Below are 25056 nucleotides of genomic sequence, written 5' to 3' on the forward strand. Positions count from 1 at the left end.
GACTCAGCGGGCCAGCAGGTCCGCGAACGGGGTGAAGGTGGGGAACGCCTCGGTGTCGACGTCGTCGGAGTGAGCTTCCTCGACCCGCTCGGACTCCTCGACTCGCTGCGCTCGCTCGGAGAACGTCGGGCCCAGCGCCGCCGCCAGGTCGCGCCCCGCCGCCGTGATGCGTCGGGACAGGCCGGAGTCAGCTGTGCCCCAGTCGTCGGTCGCCGCGAACACGCTGGTCGGGACGACCGACGCCTTCAGATAGAAGAACAGCGGCAGCATCGACTGGTCGATCGCCAGCGAGTGGCGCGGCGTCCCCCCGGTCGCGCCGAGCAGCACCGGCCTGCCACGCAGCGCCCCCTCCTCCAGCACGTCGAAGAAGAGCTTGAACAGGCCCGAGTACGCCGCGTTGAAGATCGGCGACACCGCGATGACGGCGTCGGCGCGCGCGACCTGCTCGAGGACCTCCTCGAGCGCCACCGGTGACACGTGGGTGAGCAGGCGGTTGGTCAGGTCACGCGCCAGGTCGCGCAGGTCGACGAATACGACCTCCGACTGGTCGCCCGAGCGGTCGGCTCGCGAGCCGAGCGCGGCAACCGTCGCCTCGGCGAGGCGCTCGCCGAGCAGGCGGGTGGAGCTGGGCTGGGACAGCCCGGCGGTGATGACGACGAGGGTGGTCATGGGTGTCTCCTTGGGGTGGTGGGGGCTTCGACTCGCTGGCGCTCGCTCAGCCAACGTGGGACAGGCGCTCGCTCAGCCAACGTGGGACAGGCGCTCGCTCAGCCAACGCAGGACCGGGTTCAGCCCAGCGCGCCCGGGTGCAGCGGCGCCGTCGCCGGAACATCGGCCGGCCGGCCCTCCGCGTACCCCTTGCGCAACTCGGGCACGATCTCGCCGAGCAGGTCGAGCTGCTCGAGCACGGTCTTGAGCGGCAGGCCGGCGTGGTCGACCAGGAACAGCTGGCGCTGGTAGTGGCCGACGTGCTCGGTCATGCCGAGGTAGCGCTCGAGCACCTGCTGCGGCGAGCCGACCGTGAGCGGGGTCTCGCGCGAGAACTCCTCGAGCGAGGGGCCGCCGCCATAGACGGGGGCGTGGTCGAAATAGGGGCGGAACTCGTTGACCGCGTCCTGGGCGTTGCGGCGCATGAAGAACTGGCCGCCCAGACCAACGATCGCCTGGTCGGCGCGGCCGTGGCCGTAGTGCTCGAACCGGCGGCGATACAGCGTGACCATCTGCTTGGTGTGGCGCACCGGCCAGAAGATGTTGTTGTGGAAGAAACCGTCGCCGTAGTAGGCGGCCTGCTCCGCGATCTCCGGGCTGCGGATCGACCCGTGCCAGACGAACGGCGGGATGTCGGCCAGCGGGCGCGGCGTCGACGTGAAGCCCTGCAGGGGCGTGCGGTATTTCCCCTCCCAGTCCACGACCTCCTCGCGCCACAGTCGGTGCAGCAGCGCGTAGTTCTCGACGGCCAGGCCGATGCCCTCGCGGATGTCCTTGCCGAACCACGGATAGACCGGCCCGGTGTTGCCGCGGCCGAGCATCAGGTCCATGCGCCCGTCGCTGAGGTGCTGGAGCATCGCATAGTCCTCGGCGATGCGCACCGGGTCGGTCGTGGTGATCAGGGTCGTCGCGGTCGACAGGCGCAGCTTCGTCGTCTGGGCCGCGATGTAGGCGAGCGTCGTGGTCGGCGCCGACGAGAAGAACGGCGGGTTGTGGTGCTGGCCGAGGGCGAAGACGTCGAGGCCGATGTCCTCGGCCTTCTTCGCGATCTCGACGATCGCCCTGATGCGGCCGTGCTCCGTGGGCGTCGTGCCGTTGGTGGGGTCGCGCGTGATGTCGCTGACGCTGAAGACGCCGAGCTGCATGGGGACTCCTGAGATAGTTGCTTGTTCAACCACCTACTGTAAGGCGTCCCCCCTCCGATCTATTCCCGGGCGTACGCGCGGCTCCGCGTACGGCCGTCAGCCCCGCGCTCCCCCGCTCAGCGACCACGTCACGGTGCCGCGCTCGAAGCCCTGGCGGCAGCCGCCCGCGTCGCACACCTCGGGCCCCGAGGGATAGCCCAGTCGGCCGGTCTCCCAGCCCGTCGAGGCCCAGTGGTCATAGATCGCGCCCCAGACCTCCCACACGCCCGAAGCCGGCGAGAAATAGATCGATCCGTCCTGGAACCGCTGGAAGCAGCCGGAGTTGATCAGCCCGCAGTTCTCGCCCATCACCGGATAGGCCAGGTGGCCCCCCTCCCAGCCGAGCGCGGCATATCGATCACGGATGGCGCCGTTGACCGGGTGGGCGCCCGAGCGCGCCGACCAATAGATCGTGCCGCGCTGGAAGTGCTGGCCACAGCCCCCGTCGCGCAGCCCGCAGAACTCGCCCGAGGTCGGATAGCCCAGGCGGCCGTGCTCATAGTCGGTCGCGTCCCACGCCCTGCCGATCTCGCCGCGGACGTGATGGGCGCCGCTCGCGGGCGACCAATAGACGCGCCCGCCCTGGAAGACCTGCCAGCAGCCACCGTCGACCAGCCGGCACATCTCGTTGGTCAGCGGATAGCCCAGCCACCCCTGTTGCGCGCCCTGGACGCGCCACTCGCGGGCGATCGCCCCGCGGACGAAGTGGGCGCCCGGACCGGAGGCCCACGTCACCGAGCCGTCCTGGAAGTCCTGGCGGCAGCCGCCGTCGCGGAGCCCGCACATCTCGTCGCTGGTGGGATATCCCATCGCGCCGTTCTCCCAGCCCTGCTCGGCCCAGGGTCCGCCCATGGCCCCCCACACGGGATGGGTGCCGCCGGCGGGCGAGAAATACATCGAGCCGCCCTCGAAGCGCTGGAAGCAGCCGCCGTCCCGGAGCCCGCAGACCTCACCCGACAGCGGATAGCCGAGGCGCCCGTTCTCCCAGCCGAGCGAGCCCCACCTGTCGCGGATGGCTCCCTTGACCAAGCTGCGCGGCGTCGACGCCGACCAATAGACGGTCCCCTCGGCGTACGCCTGCAGGCAGCCGTTGTTGCGCAGCCCGCAGATCAGCCCGCCGGAGGTCGTGCCGTACGCGGGGGTCCACGTCACCGTCTCGCTGCGGGAGAACCCGGCGACGGCGGTGAGTCGGTCACCGTCGAGCGCCGCGTACGTGAAGCTGCCGTTGGCCGCGGGTGTGATGCGGGTGAGGGTGCCGTTGCGGTTCAACTCGACCACGGTCCCGGGCGGCAGCGAGCCGTCGACGGGGATGCGTCCGGTGACCTGCGCCCCCTGGGCGCCCGCGCCGACCACCGGGGCGTTCAGCCAGAACTCGAGGGCATAGCCCCGCCGGGTCAGCTCCGTGACGGGGGCGCCGACGGTCGACGGCGGATAGAAGATGCCCGTGCTCGGATCCGTCCACGCGTCATAACCCGCCGACACCATGCCCAGCGCCTTCGCGCCCTGCAGGATCGGTCCGCCGGAGTCTCCCGGTCGGGTGACGACGTCGGTCTCGAACCCGGCGACCCAGCGGACGTCGGTCTCGCCGCGGTGGCCCTGCACGTTGTAGACACCGGTCGTCATGACCCTGCCACACCGCCAGGCGCGCGTCGTCCGGCCGCTCGTGCAGACCGGCGCGTTCACGACCGCCGTCGTCTGGCCGCTCACCGCGACCGTCGACCCGGACCACGTCTGGGTTCGTCCGACGAGGTCGGGGGCCGAGCCCTCGAAGATGGTGAGGTCGATGCCGGGCTGGGACGCGGAGTTCGACGTGTTGCCCGCGCCGCCGAACTGGCTGAACACCGCCCGCCCCAGCGACACCCGCGGGTCGGTCTCGAGGACGGCCTGGGTGAGGCTGCCGTCGACAGTGCAGTGGCCGGCGCTCGCCATCGCCTGACCACCGGTGGCGGTGAAGGCCGCGAAGCCGATGGAGCACAGCGTGCTGGACATGCTGTAGCCCTCGCCCCCGTTGATCGCGTGCGGCACGGCGGGCCCGCGCGCCGCAACCACGCGTACGCCGGGGTTCGCCGCCGCGAACTTCTCCGGCGACGTGCGCCCGGCGCGTACGCGGGTGGGGTCGGTGGCGCGGATCTCGACACCGGTCGCCGTCACGGCCACCGACTGGACCCCGTCGTTGCCCACCGCGGAGGCATACCTGGCCGCGATGTCATCGGCGGCGCGCGCAGTGCGGCGTCCGTCGGTGCGGGCCCCGGCGCGCCGGGCCGCGTCGCGCACGGCCTGGCCATCGCCGGACACGACGACGGCGGAGCCGTCGAGGCTGACGCCGTGGTAGCCAGGGGTGTTCGCGAGTTCGGCGTCCAACTGGGCGGCCCGCTCGGCCGCGACGCCGCGCTGCACGTAGTCCTCCCAGCTCAGGCCGAGGTCGCGCCGCACCGCCTCGCGGAGGCCGGGGTCGGCCCCCGGCTGGGCAGGGGGCGCTGCGGACGCCAGCGGCGCCCCTGCCAGCAGCGCCGCGAGGGCGAGGCCGGTGACGGCGGTGACACGGGCAAGAACATCGGCGTGGCGCATGGACACCCTTCGGGAGGCGGTCGTGTGCGCCGCGCAGTCTACAACGAAGCCGCGTGGCTAGAGGGCCGCCAATCCCGCCATCACCTGGACGCCGACGGGGAGGCACCCTTCGTCGACGTCGAACTCGGGACGGTGCAGGTCGCCGGCGGCCTCCTGTCCGACCGGGCGTACGCCGAGGCGCGCCATGGCGCCGGGGACCCGCTGGAGGAACTCACCGAAGTCCTCGCCGCCGAGCGACTGGCCGGTCTCGCCGACGGCGTCGGGGCCGAGGAGCTGGGCCACCACGGCCGTGACCCGGGCCGCCCCGGCGGGATGGTTGACCGTCGGCGGGATGCCTGTCGCGCGCTCGACGGCCACGTCGACACCGAAGGGTCGGGCGACCTCGGCCACCAGGGGGGCGATGACCTCCCGCGCCTCACGCCACGCGTCGACGTCCAGACAGCGGAGAGTGCCCTCGAGCACCCCGGACGCCGGGATCGCGTTGGGGGCGTTCCCCGCATGGGCGCGCCCCCAGATGAGCGACGCTCCCCCGCGCGGGTCGATCCGCCTCGACAGGAGCAACGGCAGCTGGGTGATCACCGCGCCCATCGCCCCGACGAGATCGGCCGACAGGTGGGGCCGCGACGTGTGGCCGCCGGGACCCGTGAACCGCACGCTGAACTGGTCGCACGCCGACGTGATGGGTCCGGTGCGGACGGCCACCCGGCCCACCGTGGTGCCGGGGTCGCAGTGGAGCGCGTACGCCTCGCGCACGCCGTCGAGCCCCCCTGCCGCGATGATGTCGAGCGCCCCGCCGGGGCTCGACTCCTCCGACGGCTGGAAGAACAGCCGCGCGCCGCGCGTCAGCCGGCCGGCACGGCGCAGGCGGCTGAGCACGGCGGCAGCGCCGAGCAGGACCGTGGTGTGGACGTCGTGACCACACGCGTGGGTCGCGCCGGGGCTGACCGAGCGATAGGGGACGTCCTTGGGGTCGTCGAGCGGGAGGGCGTCGATGTCGGCGCGCAGGCCGACGAGCTCGCCCGCGTACGCCTCGGGGACGATGTCCACGTAGCACCCGGTGGGCACCCCAAGAGCCTGCGGCTCGAGGCCGAGGCCCTCCAAGAGGTCGCGGATGCGTTGGGTGGTCCGGAACTCGTTCCGGCTGGTCTCGGCGTGGCGATGGAGGTCGCGCCGCAGCTCGACCAGGCGCGGCGTCAACCGCGCGGCCTCGGCCGCGATCGCGTCGGCGACCGAGCCCTGAGCGCCGATCCCGTCGTGGGTCGTGTCGGGATCAGAACGCATCGTTGGGCTCGTACACCCCCCACACGTCACGCAGGGCGTTGCAGACCTCGCCGATCGTTGCCTTCGCCTTCAGCGCCTCCTTCATGGGAAGCAGGAGGTTCTCGTCGCCCTGGGCCGCAGCCTTGATCTTCGCGATCGCGGCATCGACGGCGGCGTTGTCGCGGGTCTCCCGCAGCGTACGCAGCCGCTCGGCCTGCTGGTCGCCGATCGCCGGATCGACCTTCAGCGGGTCGTAGTGCTCCTCCTCGTCGAGCTGGAAGCGGTTCACCCCGACGACGATGCGCTCGGCCGAGTCGATCTGCTGGGCGATCGCGTACGCCGAGCGCTCGATCTCGTTCTTCTGGAACCCCTGTTCGATGGCCTTCACCGCACCGCCGAGGTCGTCGACGCGCTCGATGAGCTTCAGCGCCTCCGCCTCGACGTCGTCGGTGAGCGATTCGACGACATAGGACCCCGCGAAGGGGTCGACGGTCTTGCACACGTCGGACTCGTAGGCGATGACCTGCTGCGTACGCAGGGCCAGGCGGGCCGACTTCTGGGTGGGCAGGGCGATGGCCTCGTCGAACGAGTTGGTGTGGAGCGACTGGGTGCCGCCCATGGCTGCGGCGAGGGCCTGCACGGCGACGCGCACCATGTTGACCTCGGGCTGCTGGGCGGTGAGTTGGACGCCCGCGGTCTGGGTGTGGAAGCGGAGCATCAACGACTTGGGGTTCTGCGCGCCGAAGCGCTCCTTCATGATCTTGGCCCAGATGCGGCGGGCGGCGCGGAACTTCGCGACCTCCTCGATGATCGTGGTGCGCGAGACGAAGAAGAACGACAGGCGGGGGGCGAAGTCGTCGACGTTCAGGCCGGCGGCGATCGCGGCCTCGACGTACGCGATGCCGTCGGCAATGGTGAAGGCGATCTCCTCGGCGGGCGTCGCCCCGGCCTCGGCCATGTGGTAACCCGAGATCGAGATCGTGTTCCAGCGCGGGATGTTGTCCTTGCAGTAGCCGAAGATGTCGGAGATCAGGCGCAGCGACGGGGCCGGCGGGAAGATGTAGGTGCCGCGCGCGATGTATTCCTTCAGCACGTCGTTCTGGATCGTGCCGGTGAGCTTGTCGGCGGAGATGCCCTTCTCCTCGGCGACCAGCTGATAGAGCAGCAGGAGGACGGCGGCGGGCGCGTTGATGGTCATCGACGTCGACACCTGGTCGAGGGGGATGCCGTCGAAGAGGATGCGCATGTCCTCGATCGAGTCGATGGCGACACCGACCTTGCCGACCTCTCCCGAGGCCATCGGATCGTCGGAGTCGTAGCCCATCTGGGTCGGGAGGTCGAAGGCGACCGACAGGCCCATGGTGCCGTTGGCGATCAGCTCCTTGTAGCGCGCGTTCGACTCGACCGCGGTGCCGAACCCGGCGTACTGACGCATCGTCCACGGACGAGAGGTGTACATCGTCGGATAGACGCCGCGGGTGTAGGGGTAGGAGCCGGGCTGGCCCAGCTTCTCCGAGGCGTCGAATCCCTGCAGGGAGTCGGCGTCATACACCGACTTGAACTCGGTACCGGTCTCAGTCTGTCCGCTCATGGCCCCGACCCTACTCGCGTGACGCGGGCCACGTGCGGGGTATCCCCCACTCCGACGCGGTCACGAAAACTGCCCGCCCGGCGCCGCGTGAGGTGAACGAACGGTGCCCTTGGGTGAACTCTTCCCCGGCGCGCCCTGAGGGGTTCCTGAGAAGGCCCTGAACGGGCTAGCGTGCCGAGGTGGCCGACCTCGGGTCGGCCGAACCTCACCGAGAATCCCTGGGAGAATCCATGATCAACCCGTTCAAGGCGGGCCGTCGGCAGGTTGCCGCGGTGCTCGCCGTCGGCCTGGGCGCGGCCGTCGCCGGCGCGACGCTGCCCGCCCTGCCGGCGCACGCCGTGTCCACCGGCGTGCTCATCAACGAGGTGTACGGCGGCGGCGGCAACACCGGCGCCACGTTCAGCAACGACTTCGTCGAGCTCACGAACCCCACGTCGAGCGCCATCGACCTGACGGGCTACAAGGTCACCTACTACTCCTCCGCCGGCGGTTCGGGCGGGACGTGCACCCTGACCGGCTCGATCGCCGCGCGCGGCACCTACCTGATCCAGGGCGCCGCCGGCGCCACGCCCTCGACGGCGCTCCCGACGCCGGATGCGACCTGCACGTTCAACATGTCCGGCACCAACGGCTCGGTCGAGCTCGTGAACGCCGCCGGGCTGGTCGACCTCGTGGGATATGGCACTGCCACGAAGAGGGAGGGGACGGCGACCCCGGCGTTGACCAACTCGACGTCGGCCTCCCGCACCTCCACCACCGACACCGACAACAACGCCGCCGACTTCGCCGTCGGCGCGCCGACGCCGCAGAACTCCGGGACGACGACACCGACCCCGACCCCCACGCCCACGTCGACCGCGACGCCCACCGCGTCCCCGACGACGCCGGCGCCGGCCACCCCGAAGACCATCGCCGAGATCCAGGGCACCGGCGCGGCCACCCCGCTGGCCGGCCAGGTCGTCACGACGCGCGGCGTCGTGACCGCGGCGTACCCGACGGGTGGGTTCAACGGCATCTATGTGCAGACCCCCGGCACGGGCGGTCAGCCGCGCACCGCGGGCCAGGCCTCCGACGGCATCTTCGTCTACACCGGCGGCGCCCCGACCCAGCAGGTCGGCCAGTGCTTCGACATCACCGCGACCGCTGCCGAATACAACGGCCTGACCCAGCTCACGAAGCCGACCTTCACCGCCGTCACCGAGTGCGCCGCCCCGGTGGCCACCCCGCTGTCGACGGTGCCTGTCACCGACGCCGACAAGGAGCCCTACGAGGGCATGCTGGTGCTCCCCCAGGGTCCCTACACGATCACCAACAACTACGACCTGAACACGTACGGGCAGATCGGCCTGGCGGTCGGCACCGAGCCGCTCTACACGCCCACCGACGTCGTAGACCCGGCCGAGGCCCCCGCCTTCGAGGCCGAGCAGAAGAAGAAATACATCACGCTCGACGACGGGCAGTCGTGGAACTACATGACCAACGCGGCGGCCAAGCAGTCGCCGCTGCCCTACCTGTCGCAGGCCTCGCCGATGCGTACCGACTCGCAGGTGGGCTTCACCAAGCCGGTCATCATGGACTTCCGCTTCCAGTGGAACTATCAGCCGACCGCACCCGTGGTCGGCACGAACCAGGCCTTCCTGACCACCGAGAACGACCGTGAGGCCACCCCGCCGAACGTGGGCGGCGACGTCCAGATGGCGACGTTCAACATCCTGAACTACTTCACCGACCTCGGCCAGGACGAGGCGAACTGCAAGCCCTACACGGACATGAACGGGACGCCCGTGGGGTCGAACGGCTGCAAGGTCCGCGGCGCCTACACCCCCGCGGCGTTCGCCGACCAGCAGGCCAAGATCGTCAACGCCATCAACACCTCGGGCGCCGAGATCGTCGCCCTGATGGAGGTCGAGAACTCGGCCGCCTTCGGCCACGACCGCGACGCGACGCTGAAGCACCTCGTCGACGAGTTGAACGCGAAGGGCGGCTCGTGGGCGTACGCGCCCAGCCCGGTCACCGTGCCGACCGGTGAGGACATGATCCGTCTCGCCTTCATCTACAACCCGAAGGCCGTCACGCCGGTGGGCGCCTCAGAGATCCTCTCCGACGGCGCGTTCGCCAATGCGCGCTATCCGCTGGCCCAGAAGTTCAAGGGAGCCAACTCCACCACCGAGTTCGTCGCCATCGCGAACCACTTCAAGTCGAAGGGCTCGGGCTACGACGACGGCACCGGCCAGGGGCTGTCCAACCCGGCGCGAGTCGAGCAGGCCAAGGCGCTCGTGAACTTCGCCAACACGCGTTTCGCCGGCCAGCCCGTCTTCCTCCTGGGCGACTTCAACGCCTACTCGAAGGAGGACCCGATCGAGGTCATCACCGGCGCCGGCTATGTCGAGACCGAGAAGGTGTTCGAACCGAAGGCGACGACCTATCAGTTCGGCGGACGCCTCGGCTCGCTCGACCACATCTTCGCCAACGACATCGCGATGAAGACGCTCGTCGACCGCGCGGGCGTGTGGGACATCAACGGCGACGAGTCGGTCGCGATGCAATATTCGCGCCGCCACTACAACATCGTCGACTACTACACGACCGAGCCGTACGCGGCCTCCGACCACGACCCGGCGCTCGTCGGCATCAAGCTCGCGAAGGCCTCCACGCCCATCACCGACAAGTGGAACTCGCTCGGCGGGGCCACCGGCCCGGTCGGCGCCCCGGTGATCGACGAGACCTGCGGCATCCGCGACGCCGGCTGCTTCCGGCACTTCGCCGGCGGATCCATCTATGACTCGGCCTCCACCGACCCCCACCTGGTCAAGGGCGCCATCTTCGACAAGTGGGCCTCGATGGGCTGGGAGAACAGCCGGCTCGGCTATCCCACCTCCGACGAGATCTGCGGCCTCCGCGACGGCGGCTGCGTCTCGATCTTCCAGGGCGGCGCGATCTATTGGTCGCCCGCGACCGGGACCCACACCAACTGGGGCGCCATCCGCGACCAGTACGCGGCCCACGGCTGGGAGAACAGCCAGCTCGGCTACCCCACGTCCGATGAGTTCTGCGGTCTCCGCGACGGCGGGTGCGCCCAGCGGTTCCAGGGCGGGCTGATCCATTGGAGCCCGGCCACCGGCGCCCACACCGTCTGGGGCGCCATCGAGTCCCGGTATGCCGCGCTCGGCTGGGAGACCAGCCGCCTGGGCTATCCGGTCAGCAACGAGATGTGCGGCCTCCGCGACGGCGGCTGCTGGCAGGCCTTCCAGGGCGGCGCCATCTATTGGTCCCCGGCGACCGGCGCCTGGCCGGTCTGGGGATCCATCCGCGCCGAGTGGGGTGTCACGGGTTGGGAGAACGGTCGCTTCGGCTATCCCACCGGCGTCGAGATCTGCAACACCGCTCCGGGTGGTGCGCTGGAGTGCAGGCAGGGGTTCGAGCGCCAGTGGTTGGGCTGGAGCTCGGTGGCGGGTCTGCGCTGATCGTTCTCTGATGTGCTGACGGGGCCGTCTCCTTCGGGAGGCGGCCCTGTCTTTGTTGTCTGGGTGGGGGCGGATGGGGGCGGGGGTGTGGGGTGTTCGGCTTCGCGAACTCCGGCTTGCGGCTGGGACGCCGAGTCGCGGGTTCTTTGGTCACGGGGATTCGCGGCGTCTTTACGCCGCTTCACCGGACTCGCGACCGCCGAACACCCCACGCCGCCGCCCCCACCCACGCGCCTCACGAGACGAGGGGCCGCGACCGGCAGGAGCGGGCTGCGCCGGACAACCGAGTGCGTTTGGCCACCCGTCCCCGGCAGGTCCGGGGAGGGCGCAAGAACCAGCGTTGTGCGGTGACGGTGTTTCACTGAGAGTCGACGAGATCGGGGCCCGCGTACCACTCTTGTCTCGTGGGGTTCGTGGATCGTTTCGTGTGCGCAGGTTGCGTTTTCTACCCGGCGTGTCGACCCAACTCGAGGGCGAGTGTGCACAAGTTGGGGTAAGGGGGGGCTTGCGCCGGCAACGCCCCTACAGGACCTGCGAAACCAACGTCTCCGCCGCGTCGACGATGCCCACCGTCTCCGCCTGCCAGTTCGGTTCCTGGCTGCGGTACGGGCCCGTCGCCAGCGAGATGACGACCGCCGCCGCCCGCAGCCGCAGCTCCGTCGGGTCGACGCGCTCGTCGAACACCGGCACCCAGGTCGACAGGAGGTGGCGTACGCGGGCCGCCTGCTGCGGGTTCATGCGCTGGACGGTCGAGAGGTGGGCCACGAGGCAGGCGAGGTCGTCCGCGCGGTTGCCGGGGCCGATGGTGTCGATGTCGAGGATGCCGCAGATGGTGCCGCCCGCGACGTGGATCTGGCCCTCGTGGAAGTCGCCGTGGGTGGGCTCGTTGCCCGGCGGGATCGGGCGCAGGCCCGACTCGATCTCGGCCGCCAGCCAGCGCAGCCGCGGTTCGAGCGTCGGCATCGCCTGCACGACCATCTCGGTGTAGTGGTGGATGGCGTCGGCCCACGGCGCGCGTCGGGGCAGGTCGGCGACCTGTTGCGGCATCGAGTCGAGCACCCAGATCAGCTGTTCGGCCGTGCAGGGCGGCTTCTCGTCGAAGATCGCCTTCGACAGGGGCACGCCGGGCAGTTCGTCGAGCACCAGGAGACAGTCGGGGGTCGCCGCCGCCACGCGTGGAGCCGGTACGCCGGCCTGGCCGAGCAGGTCGTGGCGCAGCTTGACCTCCCGGAACAGCGCCTCCCGCAGAACCTTCACATAGAAGACCGTGCGTACGGGGCCCTGCGGCCCGATGTGGTTCACCGTCGCCCGCAGCACGGCCCGGCGACGCGGGCGGTAGCCGATCATGTCGAGGCGGACACGGTCGGGCGGGATGCGGACCTGCATCACGTCGGAGAGCAGCGCGGCCATCGAGTCGGGGTACGCGGCCCGCGCCAGACCTGGCAGGTCCGGGTCGCGCGGATAGAGCCAGACGACGGCCTCGCGGTCGCCGTCGGCGAAGATCTCGGCCCGCTCGTCATTGGGGGCGCGGCCGCCCGCTCGGGCCGAGACACCGAGGAGCTCGTTGCGCCGCCCGAAGGCCCAGTCGACCACGGCGGTGTACGTCGCGGTCGTCGACTGGTTCGGGTTGGCGTCGACGTGGTCGAGGTCCCACGACACCAGCGTGCCGCCCGCGTGCTGCACCGCCGCGGCCAGCAACGGGCCCACCGCCGGGGTGGTGAGCAGCTGCGACCCGTCGGGGTCGTGGGCGGCGGTCGTCACGGGCGTGGAGCTCCTCGCGGGGTGTCGTGGTCGGTCACTGTCAGCGGGCGCGCAGCAGGCCGATCTTTGCATACGTATCAGCCACGGTCGCCTCGGCGACCTCCGCCGCCCGTGCGTTGCCGTCGGCCAGGATGCGCTCGAGCTCGGCGCGGTCGTCGAGCAGCTCGAGCGTCCGCGTACGGATCGGGGCGAGCGCTTCCACGACGGCCTCGCCGACGGCCACCTTGAGGTGGCCATACATCTTGCCCTCGAACTCGCGCTCGAGGTCGGGGATCGACGTGCCGGTGACGGCCGCCAGGATGGTCAGCAGGTTGGAGACGCCCGGCTTGGTCTCGACGTCGAAGCGGACCTCCGAGCCCGAGTCCGTGACCGCCGACTTGAACCGCTTCATGATCGCCTTGGGGTCGTCCAGCAGGTCGATGCGGCCGTTGGGCGACACCGACGACTTCGACATCTTGGCCAGGGGGTCCTGCAGGTCCTGGATCTTGCCGACCGACTTCAGGATGTGGGGCTCGGGCACGACGAAGGTCTCGCCGTAGGTGTGGTTGAAGCGTTCGGCGAGGTCGCGCGTGAGCTCGAGGTGCTGGCGCTGGTCCTCCCCCACCGGCACCTTGTCGGCCTGGTAGAGCAGGATGTCCGCGGCCATCAGGATCGGATAGGTGAACAGTCCGACGTTGGTCGAGTCCGTGCCCCGCTTGGCGGCCTTGTCCTTGAACTGGGTCATGCGCGAGGCCTGGCCGAAGCCCGTCAGGCACGACAGGACCCACATCAGCTCGGTGTGGGGCCGCACCTGCGACTGCACGAAGACCACAGACCGCTGCGGGTCGATCCCGGCGCCGATGATCTGGGCCGCGGTGCGGAGCGTACGCTCCCGCAGCTCCGCCGGATCGGGCCACTCGTTGAGCGAGTGGAGGTTGGCGACGCCGAAGAACGTCTCGAACTCGTCCTGCATGCCGACCCACTGCCGCAGGGCACCCAGGTAGTTGCCGAGGTGCATGGAGTCACCGGTCGACTGGGCGAGCGAGAGTGCGCGGGGGGGCGTGCTGGTCATGGGTCCCATCCTCTACCCAGTCGGGTCCGCGGTTCCAATCGGAATCGGCCCGTCGGTGGCGGCGTCGGGGCGGCGCATCAGGATGCGGGAGGCCCGGCGTCCGTCCATCTCGACGACGCGGAAGACGAACTCGGTCGGCTCCTCGTCCTCGTCGGTCGCCTCCTCGGCCGCGAGCGCCGCCGCCACCTCGTCACCGAGCGCCGGCAGGCGGCCGGTCTGACCCATGAACCAGCCCGCCAAGGTGTCATAGGGGCCTTCGGCCAGCACGAATCCGGTCTCGTCCGCGAAGTCCTCCAGCGAGACCAGGCCGTCGAGCTCGCGCTGGTCGAGGCGGGTGACGGTCTCTTCCTCGACGATGTCGTATTCGTCGGTGATGTCGCCCACCAGCTCCTCGACCAGGTCCTCCATCGTGACGATGCCCGCCGTGCCGCCGTATTCGTCGCGCACGATCGCCATGTGCATCGACTCGCGGCGCATCTCGCTCAGGGCCACCAGCACCTTGACCGTCTCCGGCAGCGACAGGACCGGGCGTACGAGCTCGAGGACGGGGGTGGACCTGGTCGCGACCTCGGGGTCGAACAGGTCGCGGACGTGCACGAAGCCCGCGATGTCGTCGGCGGAGTCGCGAGTGACCGGATAGCGCGAGTGGGGCTTGTCCGCCATCTCGCGGACCGCCTTGTACGCCGGCATGTCGCCCGGCAGGAAGTCCACCTCCGTACGCGGGATCATGACTTCCCGCAGGGACCGCTCGCCGGCGTCGAAGACGTCGTCCACGATCTGGCGCTCCTGCTCGCCGAGGGTCTGTGACCCCGACACCATCGCGCGGATCTCCTCGTCGGTGACCTCTTCGCGCGACGCGCTGGGGTCGCCCCCGAGCACGCGGACGACGACGTCGGTCGAGAATCCCAGGAACCAGATCACGGGGCGCGCGATGATCGCGATCGAGTTCACGATGGGCGCCAGCGCCATGGCGAAGCCCTCCGCCCGCTGCATGGCGAGGCGCTTGGAGGCCAGCTCGCCCAACACGATCGAGAAATAGGAGATCGCGATCGTGATGAGCACCAAAGCGGCGACGCCTGCGACACCCGCGGGCAGGCCGAGGTCGACCAGGTGGGGGGCGAGGGCGTTCGACAGCGTGGCGCCACCGAACGCGGCCGACAGGAAGCCCGACAGCGTGACGCCGATCTGCACGGCGGAGAGGAAGGTGTTGGGCTCGGCGGCGAGCTTCGCGACCGTACGGCCCCGCGACCCGCGTGTGGACAGCTGCTTCACCTGGCTCTCCCGCAGCGAGACCAGCGACATCTCGGCGGCCGCGAACACACCCCCGATCAGGATGAACACGAAGATCAGGACGACGTTGAGGACGATCTCGTTCATCGGTCACCCACGGGTCTGTGGCACTCCTTGGCGCTGCGTCTCACGGGCCCCAGAGTAGTGGGACGCGGAGGTCCCCAGCGCCTTAGTTGAAACTTCAATCTTTCTGTGCCAGACTGGAGCCAACGACAACGACTGAAGGAGCACCCCACATGACCGAGAACACCGCCACCCAGAACCTGCAGGACCTCTCCGGCACCTGGGCCATCGACCCCACCCACAGCCGCATCGGCTTCGTGGCCCGCCACGCCATGGTGACCAAGGTCCGCGGCGGCTTCACCGAGTTCCAGGGCACCGCGACGACCGGCGCCGGCGCGTCCGACGCCCAGATCGACCTGACGATCGCCGTCGCCAGCATCGACACCCGCAACGCCGACCGCGACAACCACCTGCGCACCAGCGACTTCTTCGAGGCCGATCGCTTCCCGACGATCACGTTCCGCTCGACCCGAGTCGAGCTGGCCGACGCCGAGACCCTCCGCGTCACCGGCGACCTGACCATCAAGGACACGACGAAGCCCGTCACCATCGACTTCGAGTACGCCGGCACCGCGCAGGACCCCTACGGCAACATCCGCGCCGGCGTCGAGGGCTCCACCTCGATCAACCGCTCCGACTTCGGCATCAACTTCAACGCCGCGCTCGAGACCGGCGGCGTGCTGGTGTCCGACAAGATCACCCTCGAGTTCGACATCTCGGCGATCAAGAACGCCTGAGTCCTCGACTCGCTGCGCTCGCTCGGAGGACGTGCGCAGCGCAGGCCACCGGGCGCCCCCGGGAAACCGGGGGCGCCCTGTCGCGTTCTGCGCCACAATGCGGACCATGCGCGCTCACGACCGGCCCCCGCCACGCCTCTGGCCCGACTGTGTCCCCACCCTGGTGGACACCGCCACCGGCGTGACCCTGCGCGCCCACACCGACGCCGACATCCCGGCGCTCATCGAGCAGTGCATCGATTCCGAGTCCGTGCGCTGGACCACCGTGCCGCAGCCCTACGGCGTGGCGGAGGCCCACGCGTACATCCACGACATGGTCGCCTCCTGCTGGCGCACCGACACCCAGTCGGCCTGGGCGATCGAGGCCGAGATCGACGGAGTACGCCGGTTCTGCGGCCAGGTCGACGTCCGCCACCCCGACGATCTGCGCGGCGAGATCGGGTTCGCCCTCCACCCCGCCGCGCGCGGCCGCGGGATCATGACCGTCGCCGCGCGCCTCGCGATCGACTGGGCGTTCGACGTGCGGCGCCTGCAGGTCATGCGGTGGGCGGCACTGGTCGGCAACTGGCCGTCGCGCCACACCGCGGCGGCTCTCGGTTTCCGCGACGAGGGCGTACGCCGTCGCGACCGGCTCCACCGTGGCGAACTGCGCGACCACTGGTCGGCCTCCCTGCTGCCCGACGACCCACGCGTCTCGGTGGCCGCACCGCGCCAGCCGCTCCTGGCTGGCAACCGCGTACGCCTGCGCCCGTTCGTCGACGCGGATGCCCCGCGCATCGTCGAGGCCTGCAGCGACGCGGACAGCGCGCGCTGGCTGCCCCTCCTCCCCAGCCCGTACGGCCCTTCCGACGCGCAGGCGTTCGTCGACGCCTGCCGGGAGGGCGCGTACGCCGGCACCCAGTGGACCTGGGCCGTCACCGACTCCAGCGCTCCCGACCCCGACCGCTGTGTCGGCGCCGTGACCCTCTCCCGGCTGCGGGCCCCGTCACGGCAGGGCGAGATCGGCTATTGGCTCCACCCCGACGCGCGCGGCCGCGGCCTCATGACCGAGGCGTCCGGGGCCGTGGCGGCGTATGCACTCGGGCACGGGCCCCACGACTCGCTGGTGCTGCGCTGCGCGGCCGCGAACGTGGCGTCGCGCGCGGTGGCGGCGCGCACCGGATTCACCGAGACCGGGGTCGTCCCGCGCGCGCAGCGTCTGCGCGACGGCGCGTACGCCGACCTGGTCGGACACGTGCGCCTGCGGTGAGGTGCCCCCGCGCCCCTCACGCATGTCCGGCGCATCGCCCACTCCCTCCGTCCGTTCACCTCACGCAACCGAACGTTCACACAGCCTGTGCCATGATCCCCTTGTGCCTCTGAACATCGCGGTCATCGGGACCAACTACCTGGGCGCGGCCCACGCCGCCGGGATGGCCGAGTTCGGCCATCACGTCATCGGCGTCGACGTCGTCCAGGACCGGGTCGACACCCTGAACGCCGGCCGATCCACGATCTTCGAGGAAGGCCTCGAGCCCCTGCTCGAGCGCCACACGCGCTCGGGCCGCCTGCGGTTCACCACCGACTACCGCGAGATCGCCGACTGGGCCGACATCCACTTCCTGTGTGTCGGGACCCCCCAGTCCGAGTCGGGCGCGGCTGACCTGTCCCAGGTGCGCGGGGCCATCGACACGCTCGCGCCCCTGCTCACGAAACCCTGCGTGATCGCCGGCAAGTCCACCGTCCCCGTCGGCACCGCAGCCCAGCTGCAGCAGCGCCTCACCGAGACCGCACCCGTCGGCCGCAGGGCCGAGATCGTCTGGAACCCCGAGTTCCTGAGGGAGGCGTACGCGGTCGAGGACACGCTGCGCCCCGACCGCATCGTCCTGGGGGTGCAGAGCCCTGAAGCGCTCGACGCGATGCGCCACTGCTATGCCATTCCCATCTCGGAGAACACGCCGGTCATCGAGTGCGACCTCGCGACCGCCGAACTGGTGAAGACCGCCGCGAACGCCTTCCTCGCCACCAAGATCTCCTTCATCAACGCCATGGCCCAGATGTGTCAGGCCGCCGGCGGCGACGTGACGGTGCTGGCCGACGCCATCGGCCACGACAAGCGCATCGGCCGCGAGTTCCTCAACGCCGGACTGGGCTTCGGGGGCGGCTGCCTGCCGAAGGACATCCGCGCGCTCGCAACGCGCGCCGACGAGCTCGAGGTCGGCGTCCTGTCCGGGCTCATCGCGTCCGTGGAGGCCATCAACGCCGGCCAGCGCACCGAGGTCGCCGAGCTCGCCGTCAACCAGCTCGGAGGAGATGTACGCGGCCGCAAGATCGCCATCCTCGGCGCCGCCTTCAAGCCGGGCACCGACGACACCCGCAACTCCCCCGCCCTCGACGTGGCCCACTTCCTGGCCGAGAAGGGTGCCGACGTCCACGTCTATGACCCCCAGGCCCGTGTCACTCGCGCGGACATGACCCAGGCGGCGACGATCGAGGACGCCCTGCGCGACGCCGAGATCGTGCTGCACCTCACCGAGTGGCCCGAGTTCCGCCACCTCGAACCCGCCGACTTCTCCGACCTGGTGAAGAACAAGGTGCTGATCGACGGCCGGCTCAAGCTCCACCGCCCGACCTGGGTCCGCGCCGGGTGGAAGGTCGTCCAGATGGGACGCGCCGCGACCCTGTGATGCCGAGGGTCGACAGGAACCCGCCGGGCGCGCCGAACCGACGCCCCGCACCCGAGTTGATACAACTGCTGTGATGACTTCCGCGCCTCGCACCCCTGCCGCTGTCGCCGGCCTCGCGCTCGCCTGCGCCGGCGCGCTTGCCCTCACGGGGTGTGGCGACGGCGTCACCGTGGCGGGGCGCCCCACCTCGCTGGCGACCGCCACCGGCATTCCTCCGGCCGCGGCCCCCACCGCGAAGTTGCGTACGCCGACACCGTCGCCCACGCCGACCGAGGAGCGACGCACGGCGCCCGGGCCGGAGATCCGTTATCGCACCCCCCAGGGCGAAGGACTGCTGCGGGTCGTGACCTACTCCTGGCAGCGCACGAAGTTCGGCGAGAACTCGGTCCCTCCGAGCCAGCGCTATCTGGTGCTCGACGTGGAGATCATCGCCACCACGGGGGTGGTCGAGGTGTTGCCCCTGAACATCAAGGCCGTGGTGCCCGGCGGTGCGACCGTCGACCCCACCTTCGGCCGCGACGGCAACGAGCCGACCCTGGCCCATCAGACGCTGCAGGCCGGCCAGACCCTGCGAGGGTTCGTGGTCTTCGACGTGGAGCAGCGCGACGTGGTGCTGACCGTGCTCGACGAACTCGGTGCGAAGGCCGGGGAAGCGAAGATCCCGGGAGTCTGAGCCCTCGCTCGACGTCCCGGGATCCCCCTCAGATCACCCACACGGGCACCCGGTCACGTCGCGCTGGCCACCTTGGCGGCCTGGGCCTTGAAGATCTCGGTCACCTTGGCCGGTTCGACCGCGGCGCCCGAACCCATCGCGGTCACGAGCAGGCCTCGGGCCGACCCGCTGATGGCGACGTTGGTCGCCTTCTGTCCCATGACCTCCAAGGTCTGGGTCATCATGAGGGCCTCGGTGGCCCCGGGCGCGGACACGTCGCTGACCTTGATCTCCATGGGAATCTTCTGGCCCTGGAACTCCATGGTCATCTTCGGGCAGGCCTGATACAGCGCCTTCATCTCCTTGAGCGACACCGTGGACGGTGCAACGCCCGCGACATATCCCGTCTGACCGTTCATGGCCATCGACATGCCCGTGGCCTTGGGGTCGGTGGCCTGGCTCATCTGGAGCACCTTCTGGCACGACGCGGGCTCGATCTTCGCGTTCTTGGCCATCTGCTGGATGCCGGTCGCCTGCTGCTTGGCCGCGTCATCGACAGGCTGGAAGTCCAGGCCAGCCACGTTGCCCGTGATCGCGAGCTGCGTCGCCGGGGTGGAGGGCTTGGAACCGCCGCCGCCCTGCGATGCGGGAGCCGACGATGCCGGCGCGGACGAGGCAGGGGCCGACGAGGCCGGCGCCCCGGACGTGGCCCTCGACGACGCGGGCGCGGAGGCGGGCGCCTGGGTCTCCGACTTCGTGGCCGTGCCGGCGCTGCACGCCGAGAGGGCCAGGACGGTGACGGCACCGAGTGCGGTGGTCGCAGCGAAGCGGGAGCGGATCATGGGATCTCCTTCGTGGTTTGGGCTCGCACCACGGTAACGACGCCAAGGGCTACTTCGCCGCAGCCTTCACCCGGGCGGCGTACGACTTCGCGATGTCGGAGGGGTCGGCGCCCGACGCCTGGGGGGTCAGGACGACACTCCAGGTGTTGCCATATTTCATGAGCTGCAGGTCGGTCACCCGCGGTCTCGATCCCGAGGTCTCCTCGACCACGAAGCGTTGATAGCGGACCCCGTTGGCGACGCCCGCAACGGCCCCCTTCGACGTCACCGAATATCTCGGCGCGCGACAGTCCTTCATCTCGCCCGCGAGCGCGGCGAACACCCGGTCCGTTCCCTCCGCCGTCTCGGTGCGGGCCGCGATCGCGGAGGCCCCCGCGTTGGGACCGACGTTCACGATCGAGTCGGACCCCGCCGTCGCGGCGGTGAGTTTCTTCGAGCAGTCGTCGGACGTGCCGAACGCCGTCGACGTGGATTTCTTGGCCCGCGTCAGTGTCCCCGATCCGACCCGGACCCCGGGCTCCTCGAAGATCATGATCGTCCGGTCCTTCGCCAGGTTCGGCGCCCGTGACAACAGCATGCCGACGGCCACCCCACCCCCGATGAGCAGCAGGAGGACGCCCCCGACGATCCCCAGCACGAGCGGCAGCTTCGACTTCTTCCTCGGCGCCGGCCCCGGTCCGTACGCGGGCCCCTGCGGACCCGGCCCGTACGCGGGCCCCTGCGGACCCGGCCCGTACGCGGGCCCCTGCGGACCCGGCCCGTACGCGGGCCCCTGCGGCCCCGGCCCGTACGCGGGCCCCTGCGGACCCCGTCCTCCAGGCCCCGGCCCCCAGTTCTGTGGCGGTTGCGTCATGCGGCCAGTCCACCACACCGGCGGCCCGTTCCGACCGCCCGCGCGGTAAACTCCTGCGGCGTGACCGAACCCCGTGCGACCACCGACCCGACCGAGTCGAGCGAGCCCTCCTCCAGGCGCCACTGGGTCGTGACCCTGTCGTGCGACGACCGGCCCGGCATCGTCCACGCGGTCTCGGGGGCCATCGTCGCCGCGGGCGGCAACATCACGGAGTCCCAGCAGTTCTCCTCGGCCGACACCGGCCGGTTCTTCATGCGCATCCAGGTGGAGGCGGAGGCAGGCTGGGCCGACCTCAGGTCCGCACTCACCCCCGTGGTCGACGACCTCGGCGCCGAGTGGCACCTCGATGTCGTGGGTCGCCGCATCCGCACCCTGGTGCTGGGTTCGAAGTCCTCCCACTGCCTCAACGACCTCCTCGGTCGTCAGCGGTCGGGCTGGCTGCCGGTCGATGTGCCGCTGGTCATGGCGAACCATCCCGACCTCCACGGACTGGCCGACTTCTACGGCGTCCCGTTCGAGAGCCACGCGGTGCTTCCCGAGACGAAGTCGCAGTTCGAGGACCGCGTACGCGAGGTCGTGGAGGAGCACGACATCGAACTGGTGGTGCTGGCGCGCTACATGCAGATCCTGTCGCCGGAGCTGTGCGAGTTCCTGGCCGGCCGGGCGATCAACATCCATCACTCGTTCCTGCCGGGCTTCAAGGGCGCCAACCCCTACCGGCAGGCCCACGCGCGCGGGGTCAAGCTCATCGGCGCCACCGCCCACTTCGTCACCAGCGACCTCGACGAGGGTCCGATCATCGAGCAGAACGTCGTGCGGGTCGACCACACGAAGGCGCCCACCGAGCTGATGGCGATCGGCCAGGACGAGGAGTCGCGTACGCTCACGGCCGCCGTGAAGCTGTTCGCCGAACACCGCGTGCTCCTCGACGGCCACCGGACGATCATCTTCCGCTGAGCCCGACCGGCCCACGGACACTACTGACCAGTAACGTCACGATTTCGGCCGATCCCGAGACGGCCGGCGCTCCACGGTGCGAGGGTTTCCCCAGCATCGACGCAAAGGAGCGCCATGTCCACACCCACCGGGCCGAACCGGCCCACGGGGGCCACGCCCCCCGGCGGGGAGCCGTTCCGCGATCACGAATATGACGCGGAGCGCCACCTCCCCGAGCGACACAACCCCCTGCCCGCCCTCTCGGAGGGCAGCCACCGCTATGACCCGACGCGCGAGGAGTTCGCCGAGGTCGCCCAGTCCGACGACTTCATCGCGCTGAGGAAGAAGTTCCGCGGCTTCGCGTTCCCGATGACGGCCTTCTTCCTGGTCTGGTATTTCGCCTACGTCCTCCTGTCGACCTACGCCGAGAAGTTCATGTCCACGCGCCTCGGCGGCTCCGCCATCACGATCGGGCTCCTGCTCGGCGTCGGCCAGTTCGTGACCACGTTCCTGCTGACGTGGCTCTACATCCGCCACGCCAACAAGAACCTCGACCCGATCGCCGAGCGCCTGAAGGCCCAACTGGAGGAGCCCCGATGATCACTCCGCTCGCCGGCGAGCTCGGCAACCCGATCTTCAACATCGCGATCTTCGCGATCTTCGTCGTGGCGACGCTGGCCATCGTCATCAGCGTCTCCCAGGGCGGCCGCAAGAAGAAGGCCGACTCGGGCGACTTCTACACCGGCGGCGCCCAGTTCGACGGCCGCCAGAACGGGCTGGCCATCGCGGGCGACTACCTGTCGGCCGCGTCGTTCCTCGGCATCGCCGGCGCCGTCGCCTTCTACGGCTACGACGGCCTGCTCTATTCGATCGGCTTCCTCGTCGCGTGGCTCGTGGCGCTCCTGCTCGTCGCCGAGCCGCTGCGCAACACCGGCAAATACACCATGGCCGACGTGCTGTCGTTCCGCATGAAGCAGAAGCCCGTACGCATGGCCGCGGCCATCTCGACACTCCTCGTGTCGTTCTTCTACCTGCTGGCCCAGATGGCCGGCGCCGGCGGACTCGTGGCCCTCCTGCTGGGCGTCAAGGGCGAGGCCGCCCAGAACGTCGTGATCGCCATCGTGGGCGTGCTGATGATCGCGTACGTCCTCATCGGCGGCATGAAGGGCACCACCTGGGTGCAGATGATCAAGGCCATCCTCCTGGTGGGCGGGGTCCTCATCATGTCGATCTGGGTGATGGCCCGGTTCGGGTTCAACCTGTCGACCATGATCCAGTCGGCCATCGACCACGTGAACACGCTGAAGGCGGGGTCGGGCGAGGGCCTGATCCAGCCGATGGGCCGCTACGGCACGAACAAGATCGGCTTCATCTCGCTGTCGATCGCGCTGGTGCTCGGCGCCGCGGGCCTGCCCCACGTGCTGATGCGCTTCTACACGGTGCCGACCGCCCGCGAGGCGCGCCGCTCCGTGACGTGGGCCATCGGGCTGATCGGCGCCTTCTATCTGATGACCATGATCCTCGGCTACGGCGCCGCGGCGCTCGTCGGCAAGGAAAAGATCGCCCTGATGCCGGGTGCTGCGAACGCCGCCGCCCCGGCCCTGGCCTTCGCGCTCGGCGGCTCGATCCTGCTGGCGATCATCGCGGGCGTCGCGTTCGCGACGATCCTCGCGGTCGTGGCCGGCCTCACCATCACCGCGTCGGCGTCGTTCGCCCACGACATCTACAACAGCGTGATCATGAACGGGCAGGCCGACCCGGTGAAGGAGGTGAAGGTCGCCCGCTACACGGTGCTCGTCATCGGCGCCCTGTCGATCGTCGGCGGCATCGCGGCGAAGTCGCAGAACATCGCCTTCCTCGTGTCGCTGGCGTTCGCGGTGGCAGCCTCGGCGAACCTGCCGTCGATCCTCTATTCGTTGTACTGGAAGGGATTCAAGACCCAGGGTTCGGTGTGGTCGATCTACGGCGGCCTCATCTCGGCGATCGGCCTGATCATCTTCTCCCCGGCCGTCTCGGGCAACAAGAGCGCGATGATCCCGACGGCGAACTTCGCCTGGTTCCCGCTCGACAACCCTGCCCTGGTGTCGGTGCCGATCGGGTTCTTCCTCGGCTGGCTCGGCTCGGTGCTCAGCAAGGAGGACAACACCGCCGTGTCGACCGAGATGGAGGTCCGATCCCTCACCGGCGCCGGTGCCGGCGAGGCCATCTCCCACTGAGGCCCACCGCCTGCGGGGCCGCGGCCCGGCGTACCGGTGACCTGCATCACGCCGGTCACCCGTACGCGGCCGCGGCCCCGCTGATAGTTTCTGAACAGTTCGCTCGACGTCGAGACCAAGGGAGAAACCCGTGAGCAAGACCCCCGTCAAGGTAGCCGTGACCGGTGCGGCCGGCCAGATCTGCTACAGCCTGCTGTTCCGCATCGCCGCCGGCGACCTGCTCGGCAAGGACCAGCCCGTCGACCTCCACCTGCTCGAGATCACCCCGGCCCTCAAGGCCCTCGAGGGTGTCTGCATGGAGCTCAACGACGCCGCCTTCCCCCTGCTCAGCAACATCGTGACCGGCGACGACGCGAACAAGGTCTTCGACGGCGTCAACATCGCCCTGCTGGTCGGCGCGAAGCCGCGCGGCAAGGGCATGGAGCGCGGTGACCTGCTCAAGGACAACGGCGGCATCTTCGCGCCGCAGGGCAAGGCGCTCAACGACAACGCGGCCGACGACGTGCGGGTGCTGGTGACCGGCAACCCGGCCAACACCAACGCGCTGATCGCCATGAACAACGCGCCCGACATCCCCAACGAGCGCTTCAACGCGCTGACGCGCCTCGACCACAACCGGGCGATGTCGCAGCTGGCCGAGAAGCTGGGCGTCACGGTGAACGACATCACCCACATGACGATCTGGGGCAACCACTCGGCAACGCAATACCCTGACCTGTTCAACGCAAAGGTCAACGGTGAGAGCGCGGCCGAGAAGGTCAACGACCAGGACTGGCTCGAGAACACCTTCATCCCGACCGTCGCCAAGCGCGGCGCGGCGATCATCGAGGCCCGCGGCGCCTCGTCGGCGGCCTCGGCCGCGTCGGCGACCATCGACCACATGCGCGACTGGGTCCAGGGCACGCCCGACGGCGACTGGGTCTCGATGTCGGTGCCGTCCGACGGCTCCTACGGCGTCGAGGAGGGCCTGATCTCCTCGTTCCCGTGCACCGTGAAGAACGGCCAGTACGAGATCGTCCAGGGCCTCGAGGTCAACGAATTCTCGCGCGCCAAGATCGACGCCTCGGTGGCCGAGCTGGCCGAGGAGCGCGACGCGGTCAAGGAGCTGGGCCTGATCTGAGGCCCGGTTCACCGCAGACCCCTTCGCCGCAGACCCCTTCGCCGCAGACCACTGCGTACGCGGGCCCCGCTCCCCTCGTGGGGCGGGGCCCGCG

At 70.1% G+C, this 25056-nt stretch carries 19 protein-coding genes; 9 read left to right on the forward strand and 10 right to left on the reverse strand.

Annotated elements, in window-relative coordinates:
* Positions 1-3 precede the first annotated feature (3 nt).
* From ACYVAG_RS02790 to ACYVAG_RS02810, 5 genes are all read right to left on the reverse strand, one after another.
* Complete coding sequence (locus tag ACYVAG_RS02790) at positions 4-669, reverse strand: CE1759 family FMN reductase (RefSeq protein ID WP_460766172.1); 666 nt, start codon at positions 667-669, stop codon at positions 4-6.
* Positions 670-788: 119 nt separating this feature from the next.
* A complete protein-coding gene (locus ACYVAG_RS02795; protein WP_460766174.1) occupies positions 789-1853 on the reverse strand; it encodes an LLM class flavin-dependent oxidoreductase in 1065 nt (354 codons plus the stop codon).
* A gap of 96 nt (positions 1854-1949) precedes the next feature.
* Positions 1950-4460: a hypothetical protein gene (locus ACYVAG_RS02800; protein ID WP_460766177.1), complete on the reverse strand. Its 2511-nt coding sequence runs from the start codon at positions 4458-4460 to the stop codon at positions 1950-1952.
* Between the two features lie 57 nt (positions 4461-4517).
* Positions 4518-5741: an amidohydrolase gene (locus ACYVAG_RS02805; protein WP_460766179.1), complete on the reverse strand. Its 1224-nt coding sequence runs from the start codon at positions 5739-5741 to the stop codon at positions 4518-4520.
* The gene (locus ACYVAG_RS02810; protein ID WP_460766182.1) at positions 5731-7311 is read right to left on the reverse strand and encodes an acyl-CoA mutase large subunit family protein; all 1581 of its coding nucleotides are present in this window, start codon (positions 7309-7311) and stop codon (positions 5731-5733) included. The genes ACYVAG_RS02805 and ACYVAG_RS02810 overlap by 11 nt, the downstream gene beginning before the upstream one ends.
* Positions 7312-7541: 230 nt before the next feature.
* Here ACYVAG_RS02810 and ACYVAG_RS02815 point away from each other — a divergent pair, with 230 nt between their 5' ends.
* Positions 7542-10775 carry an ExeM/NucH family extracellular endonuclease gene (locus ACYVAG_RS02815; protein ID WP_460766184.1) on the forward strand — a complete coding sequence of 1078 codons (3234 nt, stop codon included), beginning with the start codon at positions 7542-7544 and terminating at the stop codon, positions 10773-10775.
* Positions 10776-11297: 522 nt separating this feature from the next.
* Here the strand turns inward: ACYVAG_RS02815 and ACYVAG_RS02820 are convergent.
* From ACYVAG_RS02820 to ACYVAG_RS02830, 3 genes are read right to left on the reverse strand one after another with little or no spacing between them, the layout of a single operon-like run.
* Positions 11298-12536, reverse strand: coding sequence for a phosphotransferase (locus ACYVAG_RS02820; protein ID WP_460766186.1), 1239 nt, complete (start codon positions 12534-12536; stop codon positions 11298-11300).
* A 40-nt stretch (positions 12537-12576) separates the two neighbouring features.
* The gene (gene trpS, locus ACYVAG_RS02825; protein WP_460766189.1) at positions 12577-13587 is read right to left on the reverse strand and encodes a tryptophan--tRNA ligase; all 1011 of its coding nucleotides are present in this window, start codon (positions 13585-13587) and stop codon (positions 12577-12579) included.
* A gap of 12 nt (positions 13588-13599) precedes the next feature.
* On the reverse strand, positions 13600-14964 hold the full coding sequence (locus ACYVAG_RS02830) for a hemolysin family protein (protein WP_460766192.1): 1365 nt from the start codon (positions 14962-14964) through the stop codon (positions 13600-13602).
* Positions 14965-15113: 149 nt separating this feature from the next.
* On the opposite strand from ACYVAG_RS02830, the gene ACYVAG_RS02835 reads away from it, so the two are divergent.
* From ACYVAG_RS02835 to ACYVAG_RS02850, 4 genes are all read left to right on the forward strand, one after another.
* A complete protein-coding gene (locus ACYVAG_RS02835) occupies positions 15114-15677 on the forward strand; it encodes a YceI family protein (RefSeq protein ID WP_460766195.1) in 564 nt (187 codons plus the stop codon).
* Between the two features lie 106 nt (positions 15678-15783).
* Positions 15784-16926, forward strand: coding sequence for a GNAT family N-acetyltransferase (locus tag ACYVAG_RS02840; protein ID WP_460766198.1), 1143 nt, complete (start codon positions 15784-15786; stop codon positions 16924-16926).
* A 103-nt stretch (positions 16927-17029) separates the two neighbouring features.
* A complete protein-coding gene (locus ACYVAG_RS02845; protein ID WP_460766201.1) occupies positions 17030-18343 on the forward strand; it encodes a UDP-glucose dehydrogenase family protein in 1314 nt (437 codons plus the stop codon).
* Positions 18344-18416: 73 nt separating this feature from the next.
* Entirely contained in the window at positions 18417-19016 is a 600-nt protein-coding gene (locus ACYVAG_RS02850) for a hypothetical protein (RefSeq protein ID WP_460766203.1), read from the forward strand.
* A gap of 53 nt (positions 19017-19069) precedes the next feature.
* On the opposite strand, the gene ACYVAG_RS02855 is transcribed toward ACYVAG_RS02850, so the two are convergent.
* Positions 19070-19837, reverse strand: a complete 768-nt coding sequence (locus ACYVAG_RS02855; protein WP_460766205.1) for a hypothetical protein — start codon at positions 19835-19837, stop codon at positions 19070-19072.
* A gap of 49 nt (positions 19838-19886) precedes the next feature.
* Positions 19887-20690: a hypothetical protein gene (locus ACYVAG_RS02860; RefSeq protein WP_460766208.1), complete on the reverse strand. Its 804-nt coding sequence runs from the start codon at positions 20688-20690 to the stop codon at positions 19887-19889.
* Between the two features lie 60 nt (positions 20691-20750).
* Here ACYVAG_RS02860 and ACYVAG_RS02865 point away from each other — a divergent pair, with 60 nt between their 5' ends.
* From ACYVAG_RS02865 to ACYVAG_RS02880, 4 genes are all read left to right on the forward strand, one after another.
* Positions 20751-21647: a formyltetrahydrofolate deformylase gene (locus tag ACYVAG_RS02865; protein WP_460766211.1), complete on the forward strand. Its 897-nt coding sequence runs from the start codon at positions 20751-20753 to the stop codon at positions 21645-21647.
* 114 nt (positions 21648-21761) lie between these two features.
* Entirely contained in the window at positions 21762-22226 is a 465-nt protein-coding gene (locus tag ACYVAG_RS02870) for a DUF485 domain-containing protein (RefSeq protein WP_460766214.1), read from the forward strand.
* Positions 22223-23842: a solute symporter family protein gene (locus tag ACYVAG_RS02875; protein ID WP_460766216.1), complete on the forward strand. Its 1620-nt coding sequence runs from the start codon at positions 22223-22225 to the stop codon at positions 23840-23842. The genes ACYVAG_RS02870 and ACYVAG_RS02875 overlap by 4 nt, the downstream gene beginning before the upstream one ends.
* A gap of 130 nt (positions 23843-23972) precedes the next feature.
* Positions 23973-24962: a malate dehydrogenase gene (locus ACYVAG_RS02880; protein WP_460766218.1), complete on the forward strand. Its 990-nt coding sequence runs from the start codon at positions 23973-23975 to the stop codon at positions 24960-24962.
* Positions 24963-25056: the final 94 nt, after the last annotated feature.

This window comes from Mariniluteicoccus flavus (assembly GCF_054776655.1).

Excerpts from the sequence above, each read along its gene's own strand:
- ACYVAG_RS02795 (WP_460766174.1), bottom strand. The coding sequence starts at position 1,853 with ATGCAGCTCGGCGTCTTCAGCGTCAGCGACATCACGCGCGACCCCACC.
- trpS (WP_460766189.1), bottom strand. The coding sequence starts at position 13,587 with ATGACCAGCACGCCCCCCCGCGCACTCTCGCTCGCCCAGTCGACCGGT.
- ACYVAG_RS02805 (WP_460766179.1), bottom strand. The coding sequence starts at position 5,741 with ATGCGTTCTGATCCCGACACGACCCACGACGGGATCGGCGCTCAGGGC.
- ACYVAG_RS02790 (WP_460766172.1), bottom strand. The coding sequence starts at position 669 with ATGACCACCCTCGTCGTCATCACCGCCGGGCTGTCCCAGCCCAGCTCC.
- ACYVAG_RS02875 (WP_460766216.1), top strand. The coding sequence starts at position 22,223 with ATGATCACTCCGCTCGCCGGCGAGCTCGGCAACCCGATCTTCAACATC.
- ACYVAG_RS02860 (WP_460766208.1), bottom strand. The coding sequence starts at position 20,690 with ATGACGCAACCGCCACAGAACTGGGGGCCGGGGCCTGGAGGACGGGGT.
- ACYVAG_RS02810 (WP_460766182.1), bottom strand. The coding sequence starts at position 7,311 with ATGAGCGGACAGACTGAGACCGGTACCGAGTTCAAGTCGGTGTATGAC.
- ACYVAG_RS02855 (WP_460766205.1), bottom strand. The coding sequence starts at position 19,837 with ATGATCCGCTCCCGCTTCGCTGCGACCACCGCACTCGGTGCCGTCACC.
- ACYVAG_RS02800 (WP_460766177.1), bottom strand. The coding sequence starts at position 4,460 with ATGCGCCACGCCGATGTTCTTGCCCGTGTCACCGCCGTCACCGGCCTC.
- ACYVAG_RS02830 (WP_460766192.1), bottom strand. The coding sequence starts at position 14,964 with ATGAACGAGATCGTCCTCAACGTCGTCCTGATCTTCGTGTTCATCCTG.
- ACYVAG_RS02835 (WP_460766195.1), top strand. The coding sequence starts at position 15,114 with ATGACCGAGAACACCGCCACCCAGAACCTGCAGGACCTCTCCGGCACC.
- ACYVAG_RS02815 (WP_460766184.1), top strand. The coding sequence starts at position 7,542 with ATGATCAACCCGTTCAAGGCGGGCCGTCGGCAGGTTGCCGCGGTGCTC.
- ACYVAG_RS02840 (WP_460766198.1), top strand. The coding sequence starts at position 15,784 with ATGCGCGCTCACGACCGGCCCCCGCCACGCCTCTGGCCCGACTGTGTC.
- ACYVAG_RS02870 (WP_460766214.1), top strand. The coding sequence starts at position 21,762 with ATGTCCACACCCACCGGGCCGAACCGGCCCACGGGGGCCACGCCCCCC.
- ACYVAG_RS02850 (WP_460766203.1), top strand. The coding sequence starts at position 18,417 with ATGACTTCCGCGCCTCGCACCCCTGCCGCTGTCGCCGGCCTCGCGCTC.